This window comes from Microbulbifer aggregans (assembly GCF_020524005.1).
GTDB classification, from domain to species: domain Bacteria; phylum Pseudomonadota; class Gammaproteobacteria; order Pseudomonadales; family Cellvibrionaceae; genus Microbulbifer; species Microbulbifer aggregans_A.
In genome coordinates, this window is record NZ_JAIVKK010000005.1 from 337,688 (window position 1) to 355,412 (window position 17,725).

The 17,725-nt window shown below is 53.0% G+C and carries 18 protein-coding genes; 11 read left to right on the forward strand and 7 right to left on the reverse strand.

The features are described from left to right. Positions 1–80 precede the first annotated feature (80 nt). Entirely contained in the window at positions 81–401 is a 321-nt protein-coding gene (locus LC093_RS12095) for an ArsR/SmtB family transcription factor (protein WP_226665052.1), read from the reverse strand. Next, positions 402–842, reverse strand: a complete 441-nt coding sequence (locus LC093_RS12100) for an SRPBCC domain-containing protein (RefSeq protein ID WP_226665053.1) — start codon at positions 840–842, stop codon at positions 402–404. 203 nt (positions 843–1,045) lie between these two features. Between LC093_RS12100 and LC093_RS12105 the strand changes: the two genes are divergently transcribed. After that, positions 1,046–1,726, forward strand: coding sequence for a zinc metallopeptidase (locus tag LC093_RS12105; RefSeq protein ID WP_226665054.1), 681 nt, complete (start codon positions 1,046–1,048; stop codon positions 1,724–1,726). A 6-nt stretch (positions 1,727–1,732) separates the two neighbouring features. Here LC093_RS12105 and LC093_RS12110 read toward each other — a convergent pair whose 3' ends face one another. After that, the gene (locus LC093_RS12110; protein WP_226665055.1) at positions 1,733–2,644 is read right to left on the reverse strand and encodes a LysR family transcriptional regulator; all 912 of its coding nucleotides are present in this window, start codon (positions 2,642–2,644) and stop codon (positions 1,733–1,735) included. A 146-nt stretch (positions 2,645–2,790) separates the two neighbouring features. Here LC093_RS12110 and LC093_RS12115 point away from each other — a divergent pair, with 146 nt between their 5' ends. The 3 genes from LC093_RS12115 to LC093_RS12125 all read left to right on the forward strand — a co-directional run bounded on the left by LC093_RS12115 (position 2,791) and on the right by LC093_RS12125 (position 4,975). Beyond that, positions 2,791–3,282, forward strand: coding sequence for a DoxX family protein (locus LC093_RS12115; protein WP_226665056.1), 492 nt, complete (start codon positions 2,791–2,793; stop codon positions 3,280–3,282). A gap of 63 nt (positions 3,283–3,345) precedes the next feature. After that, positions 3,346–4,305, forward strand: a complete 960-nt coding sequence (locus tag LC093_RS12120; RefSeq protein WP_226665057.1) for a glutathione S-transferase family protein — start codon at positions 3,346–3,348, stop codon at positions 4,303–4,305. A gap of 103 nt (positions 4,306–4,408) precedes the next feature. Beyond that, on the forward strand, positions 4,409–4,975 hold the full coding sequence (locus tag LC093_RS12125) for an SOUL family heme-binding protein (protein WP_226665058.1): 567 nt from the start codon (positions 4,409–4,411) through the stop codon (positions 4,973–4,975). Here LC093_RS12125 and LC093_RS12130 read toward each other — a convergent pair. Continuing rightward, positions 4,969–6,153, reverse strand: coding sequence for a PilT/PilU family type 4a pilus ATPase (locus LC093_RS12130; protein WP_226665059.1), 1,185 nt, complete (start codon positions 6,151–6,153; stop codon positions 4,969–4,971). The two genes, LC093_RS12125 and LC093_RS12130, sit on opposite strands and share 7 nt — an antisense overlap. A gap of 280 nt (positions 6,154–6,433) precedes the next feature. Here LC093_RS12130 and LC093_RS12135 point away from each other — a divergent pair, with 280 nt between their 5' ends. From LC093_RS12135 to LC093_RS12145, 3 genes are all read left to right on the forward strand, one after another. Then, positions 6,434–6,793 (forward strand): hypothetical protein, encoded by a 360-nt coding sequence (locus LC093_RS12135; protein ID WP_226665060.1) that lies wholly within the window; start codon positions 6,434–6,436, stop codon positions 6,791–6,793. A 219-nt stretch (positions 6,794–7,012) separates the two neighbouring features. Further along, a complete protein-coding gene (locus LC093_RS12140; protein ID WP_226665061.1) occupies positions 7,013–7,705 on the forward strand; it encodes a hypothetical protein in 693 nt (230 codons plus the stop codon). Between the two features lie 15 nt (positions 7,706–7,720). Then, positions 7,721–8,017, forward strand: a complete 297-nt coding sequence (locus LC093_RS12145; RefSeq protein WP_226665062.1) for a hypothetical protein — start codon at positions 7,721–7,723, stop codon at positions 8,015–8,017. A 70-nt stretch (positions 8,018–8,087) separates the two neighbouring features. Here the strand turns inward: LC093_RS12145 and LC093_RS12150 are convergent, their stop codons facing one another. Beyond that, positions 8,088–9,914 (reverse strand): cation:proton antiporter, encoded by a 1,827-nt coding sequence (locus LC093_RS12150; protein ID WP_226665063.1) that lies wholly within the window; start codon positions 9,912–9,914, stop codon positions 8,088–8,090. Between the two features lie 548 nt (positions 9,915–10,462). Beyond that, entirely contained in the window at positions 10,463–12,199 is a 1,737-nt protein-coding gene (locus tag LC093_RS12155) for a S8 family serine peptidase (RefSeq protein WP_226665064.1), read from the reverse strand. 1,199 nt (positions 12,200–13,398) lie between these two features. Between LC093_RS12155 and LC093_RS12160 the strand changes: the two genes are divergently transcribed. The 4 genes from LC093_RS12160 to LC093_RS12175 all read left to right on the forward strand — a co-directional run bounded on the left by LC093_RS12160 (position 13,399) and on the right by LC093_RS12175 (position 16,591). Next, on the forward strand, positions 13,399–14,262 hold the full coding sequence (locus tag LC093_RS12160) for an alpha/beta hydrolase (protein ID WP_226665065.1): 864 nt from the start codon (positions 13,399–13,401) through the stop codon (positions 14,260–14,262). 74 nt (positions 14,263–14,336) lie between these two features. After that, positions 14,337–14,891 (forward strand): DinB family protein, encoded by a 555-nt coding sequence (locus tag LC093_RS12165; RefSeq protein WP_226665066.1) that lies wholly within the window; start codon positions 14,337–14,339, stop codon positions 14,889–14,891. A gap of 223 nt (positions 14,892–15,114) precedes the next feature. After that, positions 15,115–15,720: a GNAT family N-acetyltransferase gene (locus LC093_RS12170; RefSeq protein ID WP_226665067.1), complete on the forward strand. Its 606-nt coding sequence runs from the start codon at positions 15,115–15,117 to the stop codon at positions 15,718–15,720. Positions 15,721–15,724: 4 nt separating this feature from the next. Further along, a complete protein-coding gene (locus LC093_RS12175) occupies positions 15,725–16,591 on the forward strand; it encodes an alpha/beta hydrolase (RefSeq protein ID WP_226665068.1) in 867 nt (288 codons plus the stop codon). A 72-nt stretch (positions 16,592–16,663) separates the two neighbouring features. Here the strand turns inward: LC093_RS12175 and LC093_RS12180 are convergent, their stop codons facing one another. Then, the gene (locus tag LC093_RS12180) at positions 16,664–17,626 is read right to left on the reverse strand and encodes a DUF4862 family protein (protein ID WP_226665069.1); all 963 of its coding nucleotides are present in this window, start codon (positions 17,624–17,626) and stop codon (positions 16,664–16,666) included. Positions 17,627–17,725 lie beyond the last annotated feature (99 nt).

Sequence of the window (17,725 nt, forward strand, 5' to 3'; positions counted from 1 at the left end):
GAGAGATACAATCAAGGTCAGGCTGCACAACCAATTTAAGATACGGCAATTATTCCATTCGTCCCGGTATAGATTGGGAGTCAAGCCTCACTGTCACCCTCGACAAACGCCTTCAACGCCTCCAGGCGCTGATCCCACTGGAATTCCAGACCGGAAATAAACTCCCGCGCCTGCTGTAGCGTGGCCGGGTCCAGCACCACTTGTGTTTCCCGCCCCTTCGGCACCAGGTGCACCACATTGGCGGATACCAGTACCTGCAATTGCTTGCGCGCCCCCTGCCGTGAAATACCCAGGTTTTTCGACAGCTCACCGATAGTGGCGGGCGCACCCGCAGCCAGTCTCCTGACAATGGTCAGGCGTGTGGGGTCGCCCAGTGCGCGGTAGATTTCTGCTTCGACCATTTACTGCCCTTCAAAATAGTTGCCGAATCGGCCCAGCATAAAATCCCAGCCTAGGCCGTTTTCCTGAAAGGAGGTTTCCATCACGTCTACCGGCAATGCGGCAAATCCGGATTCGGTCAGCGTGACCTTGCAACGCCCGTCGCCAGCCTCTTCGAGGGTAAACTCCACCAGGGTATTGGCTACGCTCAGCACGTCGCCCATAAAGTGTTTGCTGCCGGGCACCCAGCGATACGCAAAGTAAGTGTGGGGCTGTGCCGCGACGATATACACCTGACTGGTGCAGTCCTCGCCAAACCCGAACACCGGCTGCTGCCCCACCTCATAGAGGCCTTCGAGGGTTTCCGGAAACCATTTGACCACCAACTCCGGATTGGCGATCGCTTCATAGACCCGCTCTATTGGCGCACTGATCGTGATCTCGCGCCTTATGACATCCTGCATTGTGCTCTCCCTGTCTTATTGAATTGAGGACGATTCCAGTGAATCACTCTGCAACCAAACATGCAACCAAAAAGTTGCACGTTTATCCAGAACTCCGTTCTCCAACACGCAAAATGCCGCCTGGAATCCGGGGAAAGTCGCCCCATTCCCCGATAGCCGTTAGACTAAACCGACCATCCAATCGCCAACCTCGACACCGCAAAATGCCTTATTTACTAATCACACTGGCGGTAGCCGCACTCGTTATTGGCCCCCAATTGTGGGTACGGTTTGTACTCTGGCGACACTCCACCGAAATCGACGACATGCCCGGCTCTGGCGCGGAACTCGCCGAGCACCTGATCGACAGGCACAAACTTGAGGGGGTTAAGGTCATCAAGGCAAACCGGGGGGAAAACTACTACTCACCGTCCGAGAAAATCGTGGCCCTGAGCCCGGAGATCTACCACGGCAAGTCGGTAACGGCGGTGGCCGTGGCCGCGCACGAAGTCGGCCATGCGATACAGTTCTGCAGGGAGGAACCTATCTCCAGGCTGAGAGACAAGTACCTGACACGGGCCCATCGGATCAGGCGCATTGGCGCGGGGATACTCGCGTTCGCCTCCATTCTCACCCTAGCGGTAAAGACACCGGTGATTCTGTTGTGGGTAGGCGTAATCGCGGTCGTTACCATGCTCGCTTCCACGCTGATGTACGTGGCGATACTGCCGGAAGAGTATGACGCCAGCTTCAATAAGGCCCTGCCGATCCTCCGGGAGGGCTACCTTCCGGAACATCTTTTGGGTTCAGCACACAGCGTGTTAAAGGCGTGCGCATTGACCTATGTCGCCGGCGCGTTACTGGATGTGCTCAGGTTGTGGCGTTGGATAAGATTTTTGCGATAAACACGATCAGTCAAACGCATCCCAGTAAGGCGGATCACCAAAATAGCTGCCGATAAAATCAATAAACACCCTGAGCTTGGTGGCCAATAACTTTCTGTGCGGGTACACGGCGTAGAGCGCCAGCTGTTCTGGCTCAAACTCGGACAGAATGACTTTCAGCTTGCCCGCCTTGATGGCTTCGCCGGCAATGAAGGTCGGCTGCAATACATACCCCTGCCCGTTAATGGCAGCCTGCATCAGGATTTCGCCGTTATTACATGCGATGCCTGCCGCACCTGCCGGCTTGCTTCTTTTCAGCGCGCGCATCAGACGGGACTCGCCCGGGTTTGACTCCATATAGCTGTAGCGCAGGTAGTGTTCGGGTTTCAGATCCTCCGGTGTTCCGGGTACACCCTCCCGCTTCAGGTACTCCGGCGATGCACACACGACCAGCCGTATCGGTGCCAACCGTCTGGCAATTAGTGAGGAGCTTTTCAGATTGCCGATACGCAGCGCCACATCAAAGCCTTCTTCCACCACATCCACTTTGCGGTCATTGAGTTGCAGTTCAATGCCCACTGCCGGGTGGTTTTTTTTAAAGTCGCTGATCAGCGGTGCCAGGTGCCGCGTGGCAAAAGTGACCGGAGCGGTGATGCGCAGCAGCCCCTGGGCTTCGCTCTGCATCTGTCCCAGCTGGCTCTCCATGTCCGTCAGGCTCTCCAGAATCTGACGGGCAAACTGGTAGCACTGTTCGCCCTCTTGCGTCAGGTGCACACGCCGCGTGGTGCGATTGAACAGGCGCACCTTGAGGTGCTCCTCCAGTTGCGCCACGTATTTGCTCACCAGCTGGTTCGATAACTCCAGCTTGTCTGCAGCCTTCTTAAAGCCGCCTTCGTCGGCGACCGTCACAAAGGCGTTCAAAGCGGTTATCCGATCCATGGGTTGCTCCCACCTCTATTCCCAATATTTTGTTGATAGTAGACCAACAATATGGCCATTTATAGGTGTTAACGTTGTTATTAGACTGCATCCCAAGCTGGTGAGGTTGTTACACCACGCCCCCCCCAACAACTCGGAGAACGGTTATGAATACACAATTGATCAACAAGGTTTTGAACTCTAACGCTGGCCTGGGCGCACTGGCACTGCGTGTGCCGGTGGGCATCATCCTCGCGGCCCACGGCGCCCAGAAGCTGTTTGGCTGGTTTGGCGGCTACGGGCTGGAAGGTACCGGTCAGTGGATGGCGAGCATTGGCCTTACCCCCGGATACCAGATGGCCCTGCTGGCGGGAAGCGCGGAGTTCTTTAGTGGGCTCGCGCTGGTGCTGGGCTTGCTGACTCGCCCCGCCGCCGCGGTGAGCGCCACTACCATGCTGGTGGCCATCTTCAGCGCCCATATCAGCAATGGGTTCTTCCTCACCAACAACGGTTATGAATACGCGCTGGCGCTGTTCGGCGCGACACTGGCGCTGACCATCCAGGGTGGCGGAACCTTCGCCGCTGACAATGCCCTGAGCGGCATGGTCGCAGATGGTAATGACCGCAATGCCCTGCTCTCTACGGGCCGGGCGGTCTAACGACAGCAATTCGTCTTTCGCCCCCTTGTTGGGGGCGAATTCACATCGAGAAGTGGTGAACGCATGTTGGTAAATGGCATCTGGAAAGAACACTGGCAACCGGTACAGCAGGCGGATGACGACGGCCGTTTTATCCGGCAGACGTCCTCCTTCCGCAACTGGGTGACCGTGGACGGATCAGCCGGTGTGAGCGGGCGGGGTGGATTCAGGGCGGAAGCCGGCCGCTACCATCTGTACGTCGCGTATATCTGTCCCTGGGCCAGCCGTGCATTGATGGCGCGTCAACTGAAGGGGCTGACGGATGTAGTCAGTGTCTCGGTAGTAAATCCGGTGCTCACCGAGCAGGGCTGGGCATTCGGCGGTTTTAGCGGCAGTGACGACGATGCAGTAAACGGCGCACGTTATATGCACGAACTCTACACTCGGGCGGCCCCTGATTTCACCGGCCGCGCAACGGTTCCGGTGCTTTGGGACAAGCAGACAGCAACCATCGTCAACAACGAGTCTGCCGATATTGTGCGGATGTTCAACAGCGCCTTCACGCACCTTGTCGCTGGTCAGGACATCGACAGACCCGACCTGTATCCAGCAGAACTGGCAGCGGACATCGATGCACTAAACAGCTACCTGTACGACAACCTGAACAATGGGGTGTACCAGGCCGGCTTCGCCACCTCACAATTCGCCTACGCCGAGGCCTATGCCCGTGTATTTGCAGCACTGGACGAGATGGAATCCCGGTTCGGTGATGGCCGAGCATTTCTGTTCGGGGATACGCTGACCGAATCAGACATTCGCCTGTTCGTCACCCTGGTGCGGTTTGATGCGGCTTATTACAGCCTGTTCAAATGCAATCGCAATACTCTGAGGGAAATGCCGAACCTGCACCGTTATTTACAGCGAATCCTCGGTCTTAAAGGCGTGAGAGAAACGGTAGAGCTGGACCATATCAAAGCGGGCTACTATTCGATTAAAGCGCTCAATCCCACGGGTATTGTCCCGGAGGGACCGCGCAGTATCTAACAGGTTAAATGACCGAATGGCTCGATGTATTCTGAGATGTATTCTGAGATGTTTTCTGGCACTTTTTCTGGCACTTTTTCTGGTAATAATGGCGGGATATGCGATGGCAATTGAAGAACCTGCGTACATCGTGACGGAACAGGAAGCCCCCTTTGAGCTGCGTATCTATCAGCCCAGGATTGTCGCGGAAGTGGTGGTGAGCGGTTCCATGGACGAAGCCTCGAGCAGGGGCTTTCGCCTGCTGGCTAATTACATCTTCGGCAACAACACCACGGGCACCGGCGGCAGCCAGAAGATCCAGATGACCGCGCCGGTGGGCATGGCGCCCCACTCGGAAACAATCCGCATGACGGCCCCGGTCAGTATGCAGGAGAGCGACGGTCACTGGCGTGTTACTTTCGCTATGCCCAGTAGCTACACCATGGAAACCCTACCCCGCCCCAATAACGCCGCGGTGACTCTTCACCAGATCCCAGTAACCCGCTATGCGGTCATCCGATTTTCCGGGCTTGCGGGCGCCAATAAGGTCGCACAAAAGACCGCGGCGCTACAGGCATGGCTCGGGGAAAAAGGCCTGAAGGCCATCGGCGCGCCGGAGCTGGCGCGCTACAACCCACCCTGGACCCTGCCCTTTCTGCGCAGGAACGAGATCATGCTGGAGTATCAGTAAATCAACTCTTCCTCTTCGTCCTCGATGGACTCCAGGGACAATTCAAAACCAGCCGCTGCTTTCGCAACACTGCTGTCCTTATTATCGGTCTCCGCCGCTACCACCTTGGGCTTGTTGCCCTCTTCATACAGTTTGATACGCAGGCGCAGGTTGTTGGCAGAGTCTGCATTCTTGATCGCTTCGTCGTGGCTGATACGGCCTTCCACGTAGAGCTTGAACAGCGCCCCGTCAAACGTCTGCATGCCGATATTTTCCGACTTCTCCATCATTTCCTTGATGGAGTGGAATTCCCCCTTGAGGATCAGCTCGTTGATGGTCTGGGTACCCAGCAGGATCTCCACTGCCGCACAACGCTTGCCATCCACCGTGGGCACCAGACGCTGCGAAACGAACGCGCGGATATTCTGCGACAGTGACATCAACAGCTGAGGGCGGCGCTCTTCAGGGAAGAAGTTCACGATACGGTCGAGGGCCTGGTTGGCGTTGTTGGCATGCAGGGTGGAGATTGCCAGGTGACCGGTTTCAGCAAAGGCGATGGCGTGCTCCATGGTCTCGCGATCACGGATCTCGCCGATCAGAATTACATCCGGCGCCTGGCGCAGAGTGTTTTTCAGTGCGGCGTGGAAGCTGCGGGTATCCACCCCCACCTCACGCTGGTTGATTACGCTTTTCTTGTGGCGATGCACATACTCCACCGGGTCCTCGATGGTGATGATATGGCCACCACTGTTGGTGTTGCGATGGTCTATCAGTGCCGCCAGCGAAGTGGATTTACCGGAACCAGTACCCCCCACAAACAGGACCAGGCCGCGCTTGGCCATGACCACATCCTTGAGGATCGGCGGCAACTTCAGGTCGTCAAACTTGGGGATCTCGGTGACGATATTTCGTGCAACGATGGAAACCTGATTGCGCTGCCAGAAGATATTGATACGGAAGCGGCCCACATTGGGGATGGTCATCGCCAGGTTCATCTCCAGCTCGCGCTTGAATTCCTCCTGCTGCTCCTCATCCATGATCTCCGTGGCGATTTTCTCAATCTCGCCAGGGGCCAAAGGTTCCTTACTCAGGGGCTTCAACACACCCTGGAATTTGGCGCAGGGAGGCGCACCGGTACTCAGGTAGAGGTCTGAGCCATCATTCTTGGCGAGTACTCGGAGATAGCCGGTGAAGTCCATCGATACAGTTCCTGTTGGCGCAAAATTCATCGAGCTGAGAGCTTATCGAAAACTGTGACGGGCAGCAAAGAAAAGGGGTTCACCGGCTATTTGAAAGTTCAAAAAACGATCACTTACACAAGGGGAGTTGACGCTGCAGTAATGACACTAATGACATGACGGCAATGCCGACTCTCAGCTTATTGGTCATTCTGGCGCTAACGATGCCTGCAATCCGCCTGTTACACTGAGCCTCAGCCTTCTTGTGTACGGACAGTAAATAAGTAGTCATTGGAAGATTATGAAAATAACGCTCACCAAAACCCAGATAAAACTGATCATTTTCTGGGCCATTCTCATAGCGATTGCGCCGTTCGCACTTGAGACGCTAATGCTCGCGGAGCTGGCCGGTGCAGAGTTTGCCGTCGGGTTCTTGCTGCTCTACTTGAAGCAGTCAATCATCATCGTTAGAGAAAAAGTCGCTGGGTTTCTGCGATTCTGTGGTGAAGTCGCAGAAATTCTGAGTGAGCACTTTGCCTTCAGGGAAGGACACTACCTTTCACATGCCAGCCTCTCCCTCGCCGTGATCGCTATTGGAGCCCCCGTTTTCTACGCAGCGATTGTGTGGTATCCGGTGCTGGCGGTCCGCTCATTTACCTAAACTCTGGCGGTTTCATCCGCAAATTCCGCAGCGTCAGCTTCGGCGGAAGGACTCCCGGAATCACTGAAGAGCTCGACCTGCTGACCATTGCCCTCACCTCGCTCCCGGGTGGATTTGTAGCCGCGTTCTGAGTGAACAATATAATAAGTACAGGTCCAGCCATTTCAAATCACTTATGATGTGAATAGATCTACATAAAAATTTAATAAGGGGATCCCAATGGGTTTTAGAGTCATAGCGCCACTTTTCCTGGCTGCCATACTTGGGGGCTGCGCCCAGGTACCTAAAGAAGCTGTAGAGCTCTCTGCTACCGTTGGCAGAGATATTGCGGAAATGAAGAAGTCTCACGTTGCACTGGTAGACCTTTATTATTCGGAACTCATCAGCGACATTAACAAATTCATTGATACGGTTTACCTGCCATATCAAATCCAGCAGACTCTGGCGGATGACTTTTGGAAATCCGAGTTGCTTACGGCTATTGATTCAGCAAGCAAACCCGACACAAGCGGCGTAACGCAGAGGGATTCGCTGGCAAAAATCGAGGCTTTCCTCCAGATTACCCAGGAAGAAGTTGAAAGCTACAGGAAGCTGAAATTGAAACCTATACAGGATCAGCACGCGGCGATGCTCGCCAGCATCAACCAGTCCTATGAGCAGATCCATTACGCCAACTCCATCGTGACCGGACACCTGGCTTCCGTTGTAAAAGTTCACGATACTCAAAATCAGATTTTAGAAAAGGTTGACCTTAAGGATTTGAGAACCGAAGTTGGCAGTGAACTTTCCGGAGCCTCAGATACAATAGGTCAGCTAATCGAAAAAGCAAAATCGGGAGAGGATGACCTGGAAAGGATAATCTCGATTTTTAATGACATCCTGAGACCTCAATCCATAGATCAACCAAAATAAAAACAGGAAAACCTGATGGATATTGAAGAATTCAAACGCAAGCTAAAAGAGAAGATGCTGGAAAACAGGGCGGCATTCGAGGGTCAATACAAGGAACAATTAAACGAACTCATGGGACTTTCGAGAGCGGATATAGACAGCATCACTCCGGACGGTACCGATATGGAAACCTATGATCAATTGATCACGGTGGTAAAAGAAGCGTCCAGGGTCAACCTGGCCCAGGCAACACTGAAACAAAGACTGGAAGAGCTTGGTGAAATCGCGGTCAAAATCGCCAAGAAAGCCCCCTCCCTGGCGGCTATCATCTAAAGAGTATTGATAGACCAGCTACAATCGCATCACTGCCATGCTGGTCTGCCGAAATCCCACGACCTGCTCGCTATGCAGTAACTTCGGCCCGCTCCACGGTTTCTTCCGGTGCAATCAGGCTGACAATCTGCCAATCCTCCTTGAGCGCCAGTTCATGTGAAGTCGTGTAGATTTGGATCTTGCCATTCGGGTCTACTGCGTAGAGCCGGGTGGCACGGTTTCCATACTTTTCCTTGTAATCCTCTGCAGTGAAGCTTTCCGTAATCCCTGTGGTCCTGATCGTTGCGCCCTTCGCCACCAGGCTGGCGAGACGGCTATAGCTCGCACTTTCTGAAAACAGTTCCAGCCTCTTGGCATACTCTTCCGATACCCGGTGGCTGGCCCTACCCTCCGGTGTTCCCTGGCTCAGTCCGAGCACTGTGCCTTTGCCAAGCAGGTGCTCAAAGTGATACGTCACCAGCGGGTTGAGCTGCTTGTAGGGGGAAAGTACCAGTACCTTACCGACGTTGGATAAATCCATAGTCAAGCTGGCATGTTCGGAGATTGGATTGCCGTAGTATGTGGGAATGTTTTCCATACGTGCCTCGCGGATCGCATCCCAGTTAGTATCGGCAATCCTGACCGGGATGTCCTTGTCCATCAGATCTTTCGCCAGCATCCGCGCAAACTTGCCACCGCCGAAAATCAGGTAACCATTCGGGTAAGGTGCGCGGACACCCAGCAGCTTGGCGACAGCTTTGGAGGTCAGACTCTGAAACACGACGGTGCCGATAATTACCAGAAACACCATCGGTACCAGCAGCTCAGATTTAGCCAACCCGATGGATTCCAGCTTCAGAGCAAATAGTGCGGAAACGGCCGCCGCTACAATACCCCGCGGAGCAATCCAGCTCAGCATGGCCAGTTCGCGCCAGTTTAAACCAGACCCGGGGGACGACAGGAACACGGAGATTGGCCGAGCGACGAACATGATAGCGACCAACACTAACAGCGCTCCCCATCCCAACTGCGCAATGGTAGAGAACTCCAGGCGCGCGGCCAGCAGGATAAACAATGCCGAAATCAGCAGTACGCTGAGGGTTTCCTTGAACTCGAGAATATCGTCGAGATCCAGGTCTTTCATATTGGCCATCCAGATCCCCATCACGGTGACCGTCAGCAGGCCGGATTCATGCGTCATCAGGTTGGAGGCGGCGAAGGCGCCGAGCATCAGAGTCAGTACGGCGGTATTGCGCAGGTAGTGTGGTACCCAGTTTTTCCTGAGCAGCGTGCCGAGAAAATACCCCATCAACGACCCGATCCCAAAGCCGATCGCCAGTACCTTCAGGAAGGTTACCAATGCATGTTCAAGGGCACCGTGCGAAACGACAATGTACTCAAACACCAGCACCGCAAGCAGTGCACCGATTGGGTCAATAACAATCCCCTCCCAGCGCAGGATGTTGGAAATACGACTGTTGGGGCGTACCGAACGCAACATGGGCACGATAACCGTCGGCCCGGTAACCGTGACGATGGCCCCAAACAAGGCGGCCAGATGCATTGGCATACCGAGCGCAAAATGCGCGGCAGGTGTGGCGATCAGCCAGGTCACCAGCGCGCCGATGGAGCACAGGTTACGTACCATGGTGCCGTGCCCGGCAATATCCGAGAACTTAAGCGTCAGCGCTCCTTCAAACAGGATAATCGCAACCGCCAGTGATACGAGCGGAAAAAGCAGATCGCCAAACAGCGCGTCAGGATCAAGCACACCGGTCATCGGCCCTAGCAGCAGTCCAGCCAGCAACAGTGGCAGGATCGCCGGTAGTTTGAGCATAAACGCCAGATACTGACAGGCAATCGACACGATCCCCACCATTACCAACAGGGCCATCGGATTCGCGATGATTTGTTCCATAGTACTGACTTGCCGATTTCAGGAGGTATTTGAACTCGAGGTTATAACTTAGCGATTCGCACCGGGAATTCAATAGTGCAAATTAATGCTACACGAAATCCGCCCCACTCTCCCAGGCGCGTATTAAACCCCGGTATATAGCGGGCCCGAACGCACAGTAAAAGGCTCTGCCGCCAACGATTGCCTCTGGTAATTAAAGCCAGTTTGCTCTTGCCCTCCTCCCGTATAGTTTATTCACGAGATCAGGGTAGCTTCCGTATTTTTAGCCAAAAGAGCAGGCTACGCCGATATTATGGTTTGATACCTGCGAGAAATGGATAGAGGGAGAAGGATAGTGTGAGGTAGATAGTGACGAGACGATGCTACGTTTTGTCCTGGTCACGCAAACTTGCACTTTGGAAAGATCGCCCTCCCATTATGACCATTACAGTATGTACTGAGGTAGGAAGACTCTCTGCGGATTTGAAGCGGCCCCACCGCTGTGGGGCCGCCTCAGGTTGCGTAAACCTCACCATGTATAGGGAGGCAAACGTAACAACACGGAACCTCTAGTTGCAGGCTCCAAGCGAGGTCCAGGGTTTACCAGAACCGGTGCCGCCGTTATTGGTGGAAGGATTATCACCCTGGGTCCACCATTTCGCCTGGTAACGTACACCGTCGTACTGCACCTCGTCGCCACCAGTGTAGACACTGCTCGCATCCCAAACCGGAAGACTCGGGCAGGAGCCGCCACCGGAACTGCTACTGGACGACCCGCCCGATGAGCTGCTGGAACCACCGGAACTTGTGGAGCCGCCGGAAGAACTACCGCCGGAAGAACTGCTGCCATCACAGCTGCGAACATGGCTCCATGCGGTCGCCCAGTATTGGCCTGTACCCGGCGCGTAGGCCCAGGCTGCTGCAGAAGAACACCATCCAGCTACGTCACAACTGTATTCGTTGCCCGCATTCTGTACTTCCTGGCCCGCACTGTAGCTGGTACCGGCCACATACTGAGGCGCACTGCAGGAACCACCGCCGGAGGAACTGCCAGAACTGCTGCTCGAAGAGCCACCGCTGCTACCAGAGGAGCCACCGCTACTACTGGACGAGCCGCCATCACCGCTGGGGTCGGTAAACAGCAAGCGGTTTGGAGATCCATTAGCACCGGTTATTTGGCCGGTGGTGGACATACTGATCATGCGGCTGGCGATGGTGGATGGCGATGCACCCGGGTCCTCTTCAAGCAACAGCGCCGCTACACCGGCTCCATGGGGTGAAGCCATGGACGTTCCGCTGATTGTGTTGGTGGCGCTGCTGCCGGTCCACCAGGCAGAGGTGATGCTCGACCCCGGGCCAAAAATATCCACACAAGATCCCCAGTTGGAGAAACTTGAGCGGGAATCATCCGATGCCGAGGCGGCCAGAGTGATCGCGGTGCTTTCACGTGCGGGCGAGTAATTACAGGCATTGGCATTGTCATTACCGGCAGCAACCACCACGGTAACGCCTTGGTTAACGGCGCTGCGTACGGCGGAGTCAAGAGTTGTGGATACGCCACCTCCGAGGCTCATATTCGCCACAGCGGGTTTGACGTGATTCCCAGCTACCCAGTTTATCGCGTCCACAATAATCGATGTGCTGGTCTCACCGGTGCAGCCGAACACCCGAACTGGATGGAGAGTGACACCTTTGGCCACTCCCCAGGTAGTACCGCCGACAGTCCCGGCCACATGGGTACCGTGACCATTACAGTCTTCAGTTCCGCGCCCATCATTGATGCCCGAATAGCCATTGCCCATGCGCCCGGAAAATTCCGTATGGGAGCTGAGAATACCGGTATCAATGATATAGGCGTGTACATTGTTTCCGGTAACGTCGTAGCTATACGCGTTATCAAGCGAGCCCTCGCGCTGATCAATCCGATCCAGACCCCAGGTCGCCGGCGACTGGGTAGCGGAGGTATACATCACCTGGTCCTGTTCGATATAGGCAACCGAGCTGTCTTTTGCCAACTGCTGGATCTGAGCCGCCGTCGCTTTTACCGAAAAGCCGAGAATTGCCTTATCGTACCGGTGCAATACCGGAGCACCTACATTCGACGCCAGCCGGCTGGTCTCAGATGATACGAACTGGGCAGTACTCAGGGTGCTCAACCGCGCCTCATCCTTAAGTACCACAATATACTGATCCGGGATCGCTTTGCCCGGTTGCGCAGCTAAAATTTCTGCAGCCAACGCGTTCGTAGCAAATGGGATACTACCTATCATCAAAAGAGAAAATAGAATATTTTCTTTGCGCTTCATACTTACATTCTCCATCCATCGTTATATTTATTTGAAACGGTGCATATCATTATTAAACCGCTCGTGATTACTGCATTTACAACATCCCCATCGCTATATCGTGGTATACGCACAGGAGATCCAGGAATGACATTTTCCAAATACACGAATCCCTTCTCGATACGTAGAACTACGATCAAGGATTAACATTTATCAAGGAAAATATCTTCGCTGCTAAAACAGACAAAACATATGTGAACGTTCAAGCCTGCTCGTTTATTGCAACGAATTGAATTCTTTACAGAAGCACGCGACAAGTGAGGATTGGCGCTACCGAAACCTTTTGCCTCTGGTATGACTCTTAAAAAAACCAGGGAATCCTGAAACAATCCGGTAATACCACAACCTGAATTACCGAACCGCCGCCGAATTCAAAGCTTCAATTAAAAATCAAAAACAGACAATAAATAGCCGTACAATCAGTACGCATGCATTTCCCAAACAGTCACCCAGTCTCAAAAAACTGAGCCACATTGAAAACAATATTTTCGGGCGGAAATTTTTTGATCGAAATTATCAATTCCGGGAGGGATCTATTTTTATTGGATTTATAATCGGCCACGAGTATTCTCCGATATTATTTTTCACATCAGTTACCGCTGTCAGCAAGAAAAGAATGCTTGCTCCTGAAGCAATAACTGAAGTTCCTTTTGAGAACAAAAATGTCAGCTTTTGACTGACGGGTCCAACAATAGGATTCGTATGATAGCGCTGTCAACGCGATCAGTAGATTGCAGCGCCAGCGATCACTAATTCTCTGCACATTTATCCAAAGATCAGAACGACGTCTTAAAACGGCAATGAAAAGTGCGCACAGATTTCCTCGACCAGATAAGAAACACGGGTACTACTCGTCAAATAAACGTCCCACTGAAAATATTTAACGGCCGCAAACCTGGTACGGCCGGACCAATTTAGAGCTGACAGAATTAAAAAGGCGGTATACATCCAACCCAGTAAAAATAAGTCCCGTTAGATCAGGGATACAAAATCCGAAACTTAAACCGTTAGAATGACACCTTAAATCTCCCCATTATCGAGGTCTCCCGGCACACGTCATCCCGCAACTGGGGCTGAGCAGTGCAGACGAAGAAACAACCAAAGTCTCGGTTTCTGGTGACCACGGCGAGAGAAAGCACAACACTGATCGGATAGATTGCATGAAAAAGCAACGAATTCTTCTCTCACTCCTCATAGCCCTGGCTACGTTTACCCTGGCCTGCACACCCGATAGGCAGTTACCTACGGATTCAGAATACACTCCGCTGGACTACCTCCCGGCACTGCGCGGTGATTACTTCAGGCTGGAGTCGGAAATCGTCGGCCGTCCATACCACATCTATGTGCGCTACCCAGAAGGTTACGACGCTTCTTCGCCCCAGAACTATCCGGTAATCTATCTTCTGGATGGAGACTCCCTCTTCCCCATTCTGGCTGCAAACCACCTGTTCCTCACATACGACGACAAATTGCCAGAAGCCATTGTGGTGGGCATCGCCTATGGCGGTTTCAAGCCGGAGATCAACCGCAGAAGTTTTGATTTCTCCACTTCATCGGGCGAAGACAACCTGGAGCGTGGCGGCGCAGCGAATTTTCTCGCATTTTTAGAACAAGAGCTGATTCCCCGCGTAGAGAAGCGGTATCGGGCGGATCCATTACAGCGTGTTCTTTTCGGGCAAAGCCGCGGTGGCTACATGGTTCTGTATACTGCCATGCAGAAACCAGACCTCTTCCGGGGACTTGTCGCCAGCAACCCTACCCTGAATCCCGGGCGCGAACAGTTCTTCGCTACACCCGCACCAGCAACGCGCGATGATCTGACCCTGGTTGTCACCAGTGGAACTCATGACATTCCGGGATTGCGCGCCGACGCTGCTGCCTGGCGGGATCATTGGCTGCAGCAGGAGAGCACCCCGTGGAAAATTGCCTTCAATACAACCAAAGCCGGCACACACGCCGCAAACAGCCCCGATAGCTACCGCTTTGGCCTGCGTGCAATTTTTGATCATGTAACTAAAGAATAATTGCCCGGTCAGCTGCGTGCTCACAGCCCGTGCCGAAGTGACCGTATGAGTACAACACCAGGGAGAATTTTGCGATGGACCTGAAACAGCACTTCGAGCTATTGGCCGCCTACAACCAGTGGATGAATGAGAAAATTTATACGGCCGCAGGCAGACTGGGCGATGACACCCTACGTCAAGAAACGGGAGCCTTTTTCGGTTCGATTCTCAACACGCTGAATCATATTGTGGTCGGGGATACTATCTGGCTTAAACGTTTTGCCCAGCACCCAGCCAGCTCCGAAGTACTGAGTGACGTCACCATGCTCCCCACACCTGCCGCCCTTGATCAGACGCTGTTTCCTGAACTTGCGCCACTATATAACCACCGAAAATGGCTGGACCAAAAAATTATCGACTGGGCTTCCTGCTTGACGGAAGCCGACCTCAACTGCGTAATAAGCTATAGAAATACGAAAGGTATAACAGCCCAAAGAGTGACCTCCGCGCTGATTCTCCACTTCTTCAACCACCAGACACACCACCGAGGCCAGGTATCCACCCTGCTCTCACAAGCCGGCGAGGATATCGGCGTAACAGATCTATTGGCACTGATTCCAGAAACCGAATATACGGGCATTGTCTCCTAGCAGGTGGCCCGCCAGCCTCAAGCATCATGTCCACCACATACCTATTGAATCGCTTGGGTTCAATCGCCAGTACAAGATACAGCTTGCGCACAACAAAATTGGCGAGAAAGGGCTATTGTCCAAATTTCAGGAAATGTTTATATATATTCGGTAACAAGGATGTAAATAGATATAAATATCAGTTACACAGCCATATAGCATCAAAAATAATGGATTATAGGTGATGCCTGAGATTGTATTGGAGCACCTTGAGCACGGACACGCTCAAGAGTTATACGAAATAATTGAAGATAACAGAGAATATTTAGTAGGCTGGATCCAATGTGTGGAGTCTATCAATTCAGCAGAAGACATAAGGCTATTTATTGAGGCGGAGTTATTCAGATACACTCAGCTTAAACCACCTTATTTCACTATTAAATGTGATGAAGAAATTTGCGGTCTTATCGCCTTCCGTAGCCTGGATAAAAATAACAAAATAGGCACAATTTCGTATTGGCTTTCGAAAGCGTTTACGGGCAAAGGTATTGCCTCTCAAGCGGTTAAAAAACTTATCACAATTGGATTTGAAGAGTTTTCACTGAATAAAATTCAGATCAGCTGCGCTTCCAACAATCTAAAGAGCCGCGCCATACCCGAAAGGCTGGGGTTTACCTATGAAGCAACTCTGCGGCAATGCGAGTGGCTTAACTCCACGTATGTAGACCACGCAATCTATACCATGCTTGCCACAGAGTACTACTCAGCACAAAACCCGCTATACTCGTCTCGCGTACCAGCTACATCAAGAAGCCGTCTGGACCCTGCATCAACGGATAACGATACATAGCATCATGACCAAATCTATCGCTTTTATTTTCAGCTTTCTCGTAGCGCTGAACTCCACTGCCAGTGAAGCTCCAACAAAGACTGCTGAAGTATTCACCATTTATAAAAGCGATGTTTTCTCGATCAACTCCGAGGTGCTCAATCGAAAATATGAGCTGTATATCAAGCTTCCCTTCGGTTACACCGACGAGGAAAACCAGGAAAATTCCTACCCCGTTCTATATTTAAATGACGGGCCCTATACCTTCAAGGTAGCCGCTGGAGTTACCCACTACAGAAGTATGGACAAGGCAATAGTCGTAGGGATTTCTTTTGCTCAGGGGGAGAACGGACAGGCCAGTCGAGTTCGGGATCTCACACCGGTGACCGATAAAAGCTGGGTCAAGTTTACAACCGGTGGTGCACCGGATTACCTTGAATTTATTGAAGAGGAAGTAATTCCTTTTATCGAAAAAAACTACCGTGCCGATCCTGAGAAAAGGATTCTCTCTGGTCAGTCTTTGGGCGGCTCGTTTGGAGCCTGGGTGCTGCTAACCAAGCCACAATTGTTCTCCAGCTATATCCTGACCAGCCCTTCACTTTGGTATAAAGACGACGTTATTTTCGAGTTTGAAGAAAAGTACGCGAAGCAGCACAACTCACTGAATGTCAATCTTTTCATCGCAACGGGCGCCTTGGAAACCCCCGAAAATAGTACGAGAGAAAACTTGGTGGATGACCATCAGCGATTTGTAGCGCGATTGCGCGCACGCAATTACAAGAATATTCGAATCGGCGACGAAATTGTCTCTGGTACAGACCACTTCTCAACCTTTCCAGTGGGGCTAGCGAAGGGACTCAGGTGGATCTATCAGGATATATGGGGCCACTAAAACCCCAGGACTTTATGAAGGCCCACACAGCCAACGCGCATCCAGCACGCGTTGGCCCTGCATTTATCTGCGCTATTTAGTTAGTTCGTCCAATACGTGCAGCGCACCAGCAATATAGGCTAGTCGCTGAGTGACCGTCAGGCCTTCTGGCCTCACCGAGATCTTTACACCCAACAGGTCGAGACGACCGGGTTCCGCAACCGTCAGACAGCGTCGAAACTCCGTTTCGGTCAAAAGCGAACAGGGCTCGTATGCAGGAATTCCGAACGCTTGTGCCGGTGGCATATGCGTATCACGCCATACGCCGTAAGGACTTTCCTGGCCAGATACACCGGAAAACATCAGCCCGCGCAGGAGTCCAGCCGCGCGTATCGCCTCAAGGTGGGCCACCGGGCCAGCCACATCTCTCGCTTCCAGCGCCGAGCGCCCCCAGTTAACACACATACCCACAGGATCATTCGCACCCCGGTTCGCCGCAGTCACCGCCTCTATTTCTGTTGCTAGCGGCATAAAGCCTTTATCTGCAGCCTGCCCGACCACTTTGGCATCGCAGTGCTCAAGTACCAGTGTGGCCCCATCCCAATCCCAGGAACTCAGGGTGTCCAGCGACTCCGTGAGCGGACCAGCTTCCGGTGTATCGCCATCCGTCATCCTTGGCGCGGCATGAATCAACAGTGCTTTGACGGCCTGCCGACCGAGGTGGCGGTTGAGTTTGAGTATCGCCTGTCGGGCCTGCTCATAGAATGCCAACGCAGCCTGCCTTCCCTCCTCTACAGAGGACGCAAGCCCAAAGTTTGCATTTTCACCCAGCCGCTGCATAACGCCGGGCATACCGGTAAACACAAAATCCCATTGCGGGTCGATATTGGCCAGAAACCACTCCTCATCCTCCGCATGCAGTTTGCCGGTAAACGGGTGCTCCAGGCCACGTACATTCGGCATGGCCTTGAGCCCATTCATATATTCCGCCTGGATCGCAGGTTCCCAGGACTCGGTAACCGGGGCAGTTGCGTAGGCACCAACAAAATAGCCCATAGTATTTTTCTTCCAGTATCTATTGACCCAGATCTCTATCTGGCGGCCCAATGGCCAGAAAGCGTAAAAACGTTACTACTGGTAGTCTACCACTATCCC

Excerpts from the sequence above, each read along its gene's own strand:
- LC093_RS12095 (WP_226665052.1), bottom strand. The coding sequence starts at position 401 with ATGGTCGAAGCAGAAATCTACCGCGCACTGGGCGACCCCACACGCCTG.
- LC093_RS12100 (WP_226665053.1), bottom strand. The coding sequence starts at position 842 with ATGCAGGATGTCATAAGGCGCGAGATCACGATCAGTGCGCCAATAGAG.
- LC093_RS12105 (WP_226665054.1), top strand. The coding sequence starts at position 1,046 with ATGCCTTATTTACTAATCACACTGGCGGTAGCCGCACTCGTTATTGGC.
- LC093_RS12110 (WP_226665055.1), bottom strand. The coding sequence starts at position 2,644 with ATGGATCGGATAACCGCTTTGAACGCCTTTGTGACGGTCGCCGACGAA.
- LC093_RS12115 (WP_226665056.1), top strand. The coding sequence starts at position 2,791 with ATGAATACACAATTGATCAACAAGGTTTTGAACTCTAACGCTGGCCTG.
- LC093_RS12120 (WP_226665057.1), top strand. The coding sequence starts at position 3,346 with ATGTTGGTAAATGGCATCTGGAAAGAACACTGGCAACCGGTACAGCAG.
- LC093_RS12125 (WP_226665058.1), top strand. The coding sequence starts at position 4,409 with ATGGCAATTGAAGAACCTGCGTACATCGTGACGGAACAGGAAGCCCCC.
- LC093_RS12130 (WP_226665059.1), bottom strand. The coding sequence starts at position 6,153 with ATGGACTTCACCGGCTATCTCCGAGTACTCGCCAAGAATGATGGCTCA.
- LC093_RS12135 (WP_226665060.1), top strand. The coding sequence starts at position 6,434 with ATGAAAATAACGCTCACCAAAACCCAGATAAAACTGATCATTTTCTGG.
- LC093_RS12140 (WP_226665061.1), top strand. The coding sequence starts at position 7,013 with ATGGGTTTTAGAGTCATAGCGCCACTTTTCCTGGCTGCCATACTTGGG.
- LC093_RS12145 (WP_226665062.1), top strand. The coding sequence starts at position 7,721 with ATGGATATTGAAGAATTCAAACGCAAGCTAAAAGAGAAGATGCTGGAA.
- LC093_RS12150 (WP_226665063.1), bottom strand. The coding sequence starts at position 9,914 with ATGGAACAAATCATCGCGAATCCGATGGCCCTGTTGGTAATGGTGGGG.
- LC093_RS12155 (WP_226665064.1), bottom strand. The coding sequence starts at position 12,199 with ATGAAGCGCAAAGAAAATATTCTATTTTCTCTTTTGATGATAGGTAGT.
- LC093_RS12160 (WP_226665065.1), top strand. The coding sequence starts at position 13,399 with ATGAAAAAGCAACGAATTCTTCTCTCACTCCTCATAGCCCTGGCTACG.
- LC093_RS12165 (WP_226665066.1), top strand. The coding sequence starts at position 14,337 with ATGGACCTGAAACAGCACTTCGAGCTATTGGCCGCCTACAACCAGTGG.
- LC093_RS12170 (WP_226665067.1), top strand. The coding sequence starts at position 15,115 with ATGCCTGAGATTGTATTGGAGCACCTTGAGCACGGACACGCTCAAGAG.
- LC093_RS12175 (WP_226665068.1), top strand. The coding sequence starts at position 15,725 with ATGACCAAATCTATCGCTTTTATTTTCAGCTTTCTCGTAGCGCTGAAC.
- LC093_RS12180 (WP_226665069.1), bottom strand. The coding sequence starts at position 17,626 with ATGGGCTATTTTGTTGGTGCCTACGCAACTGCCCCGGTTACCGAGTCC.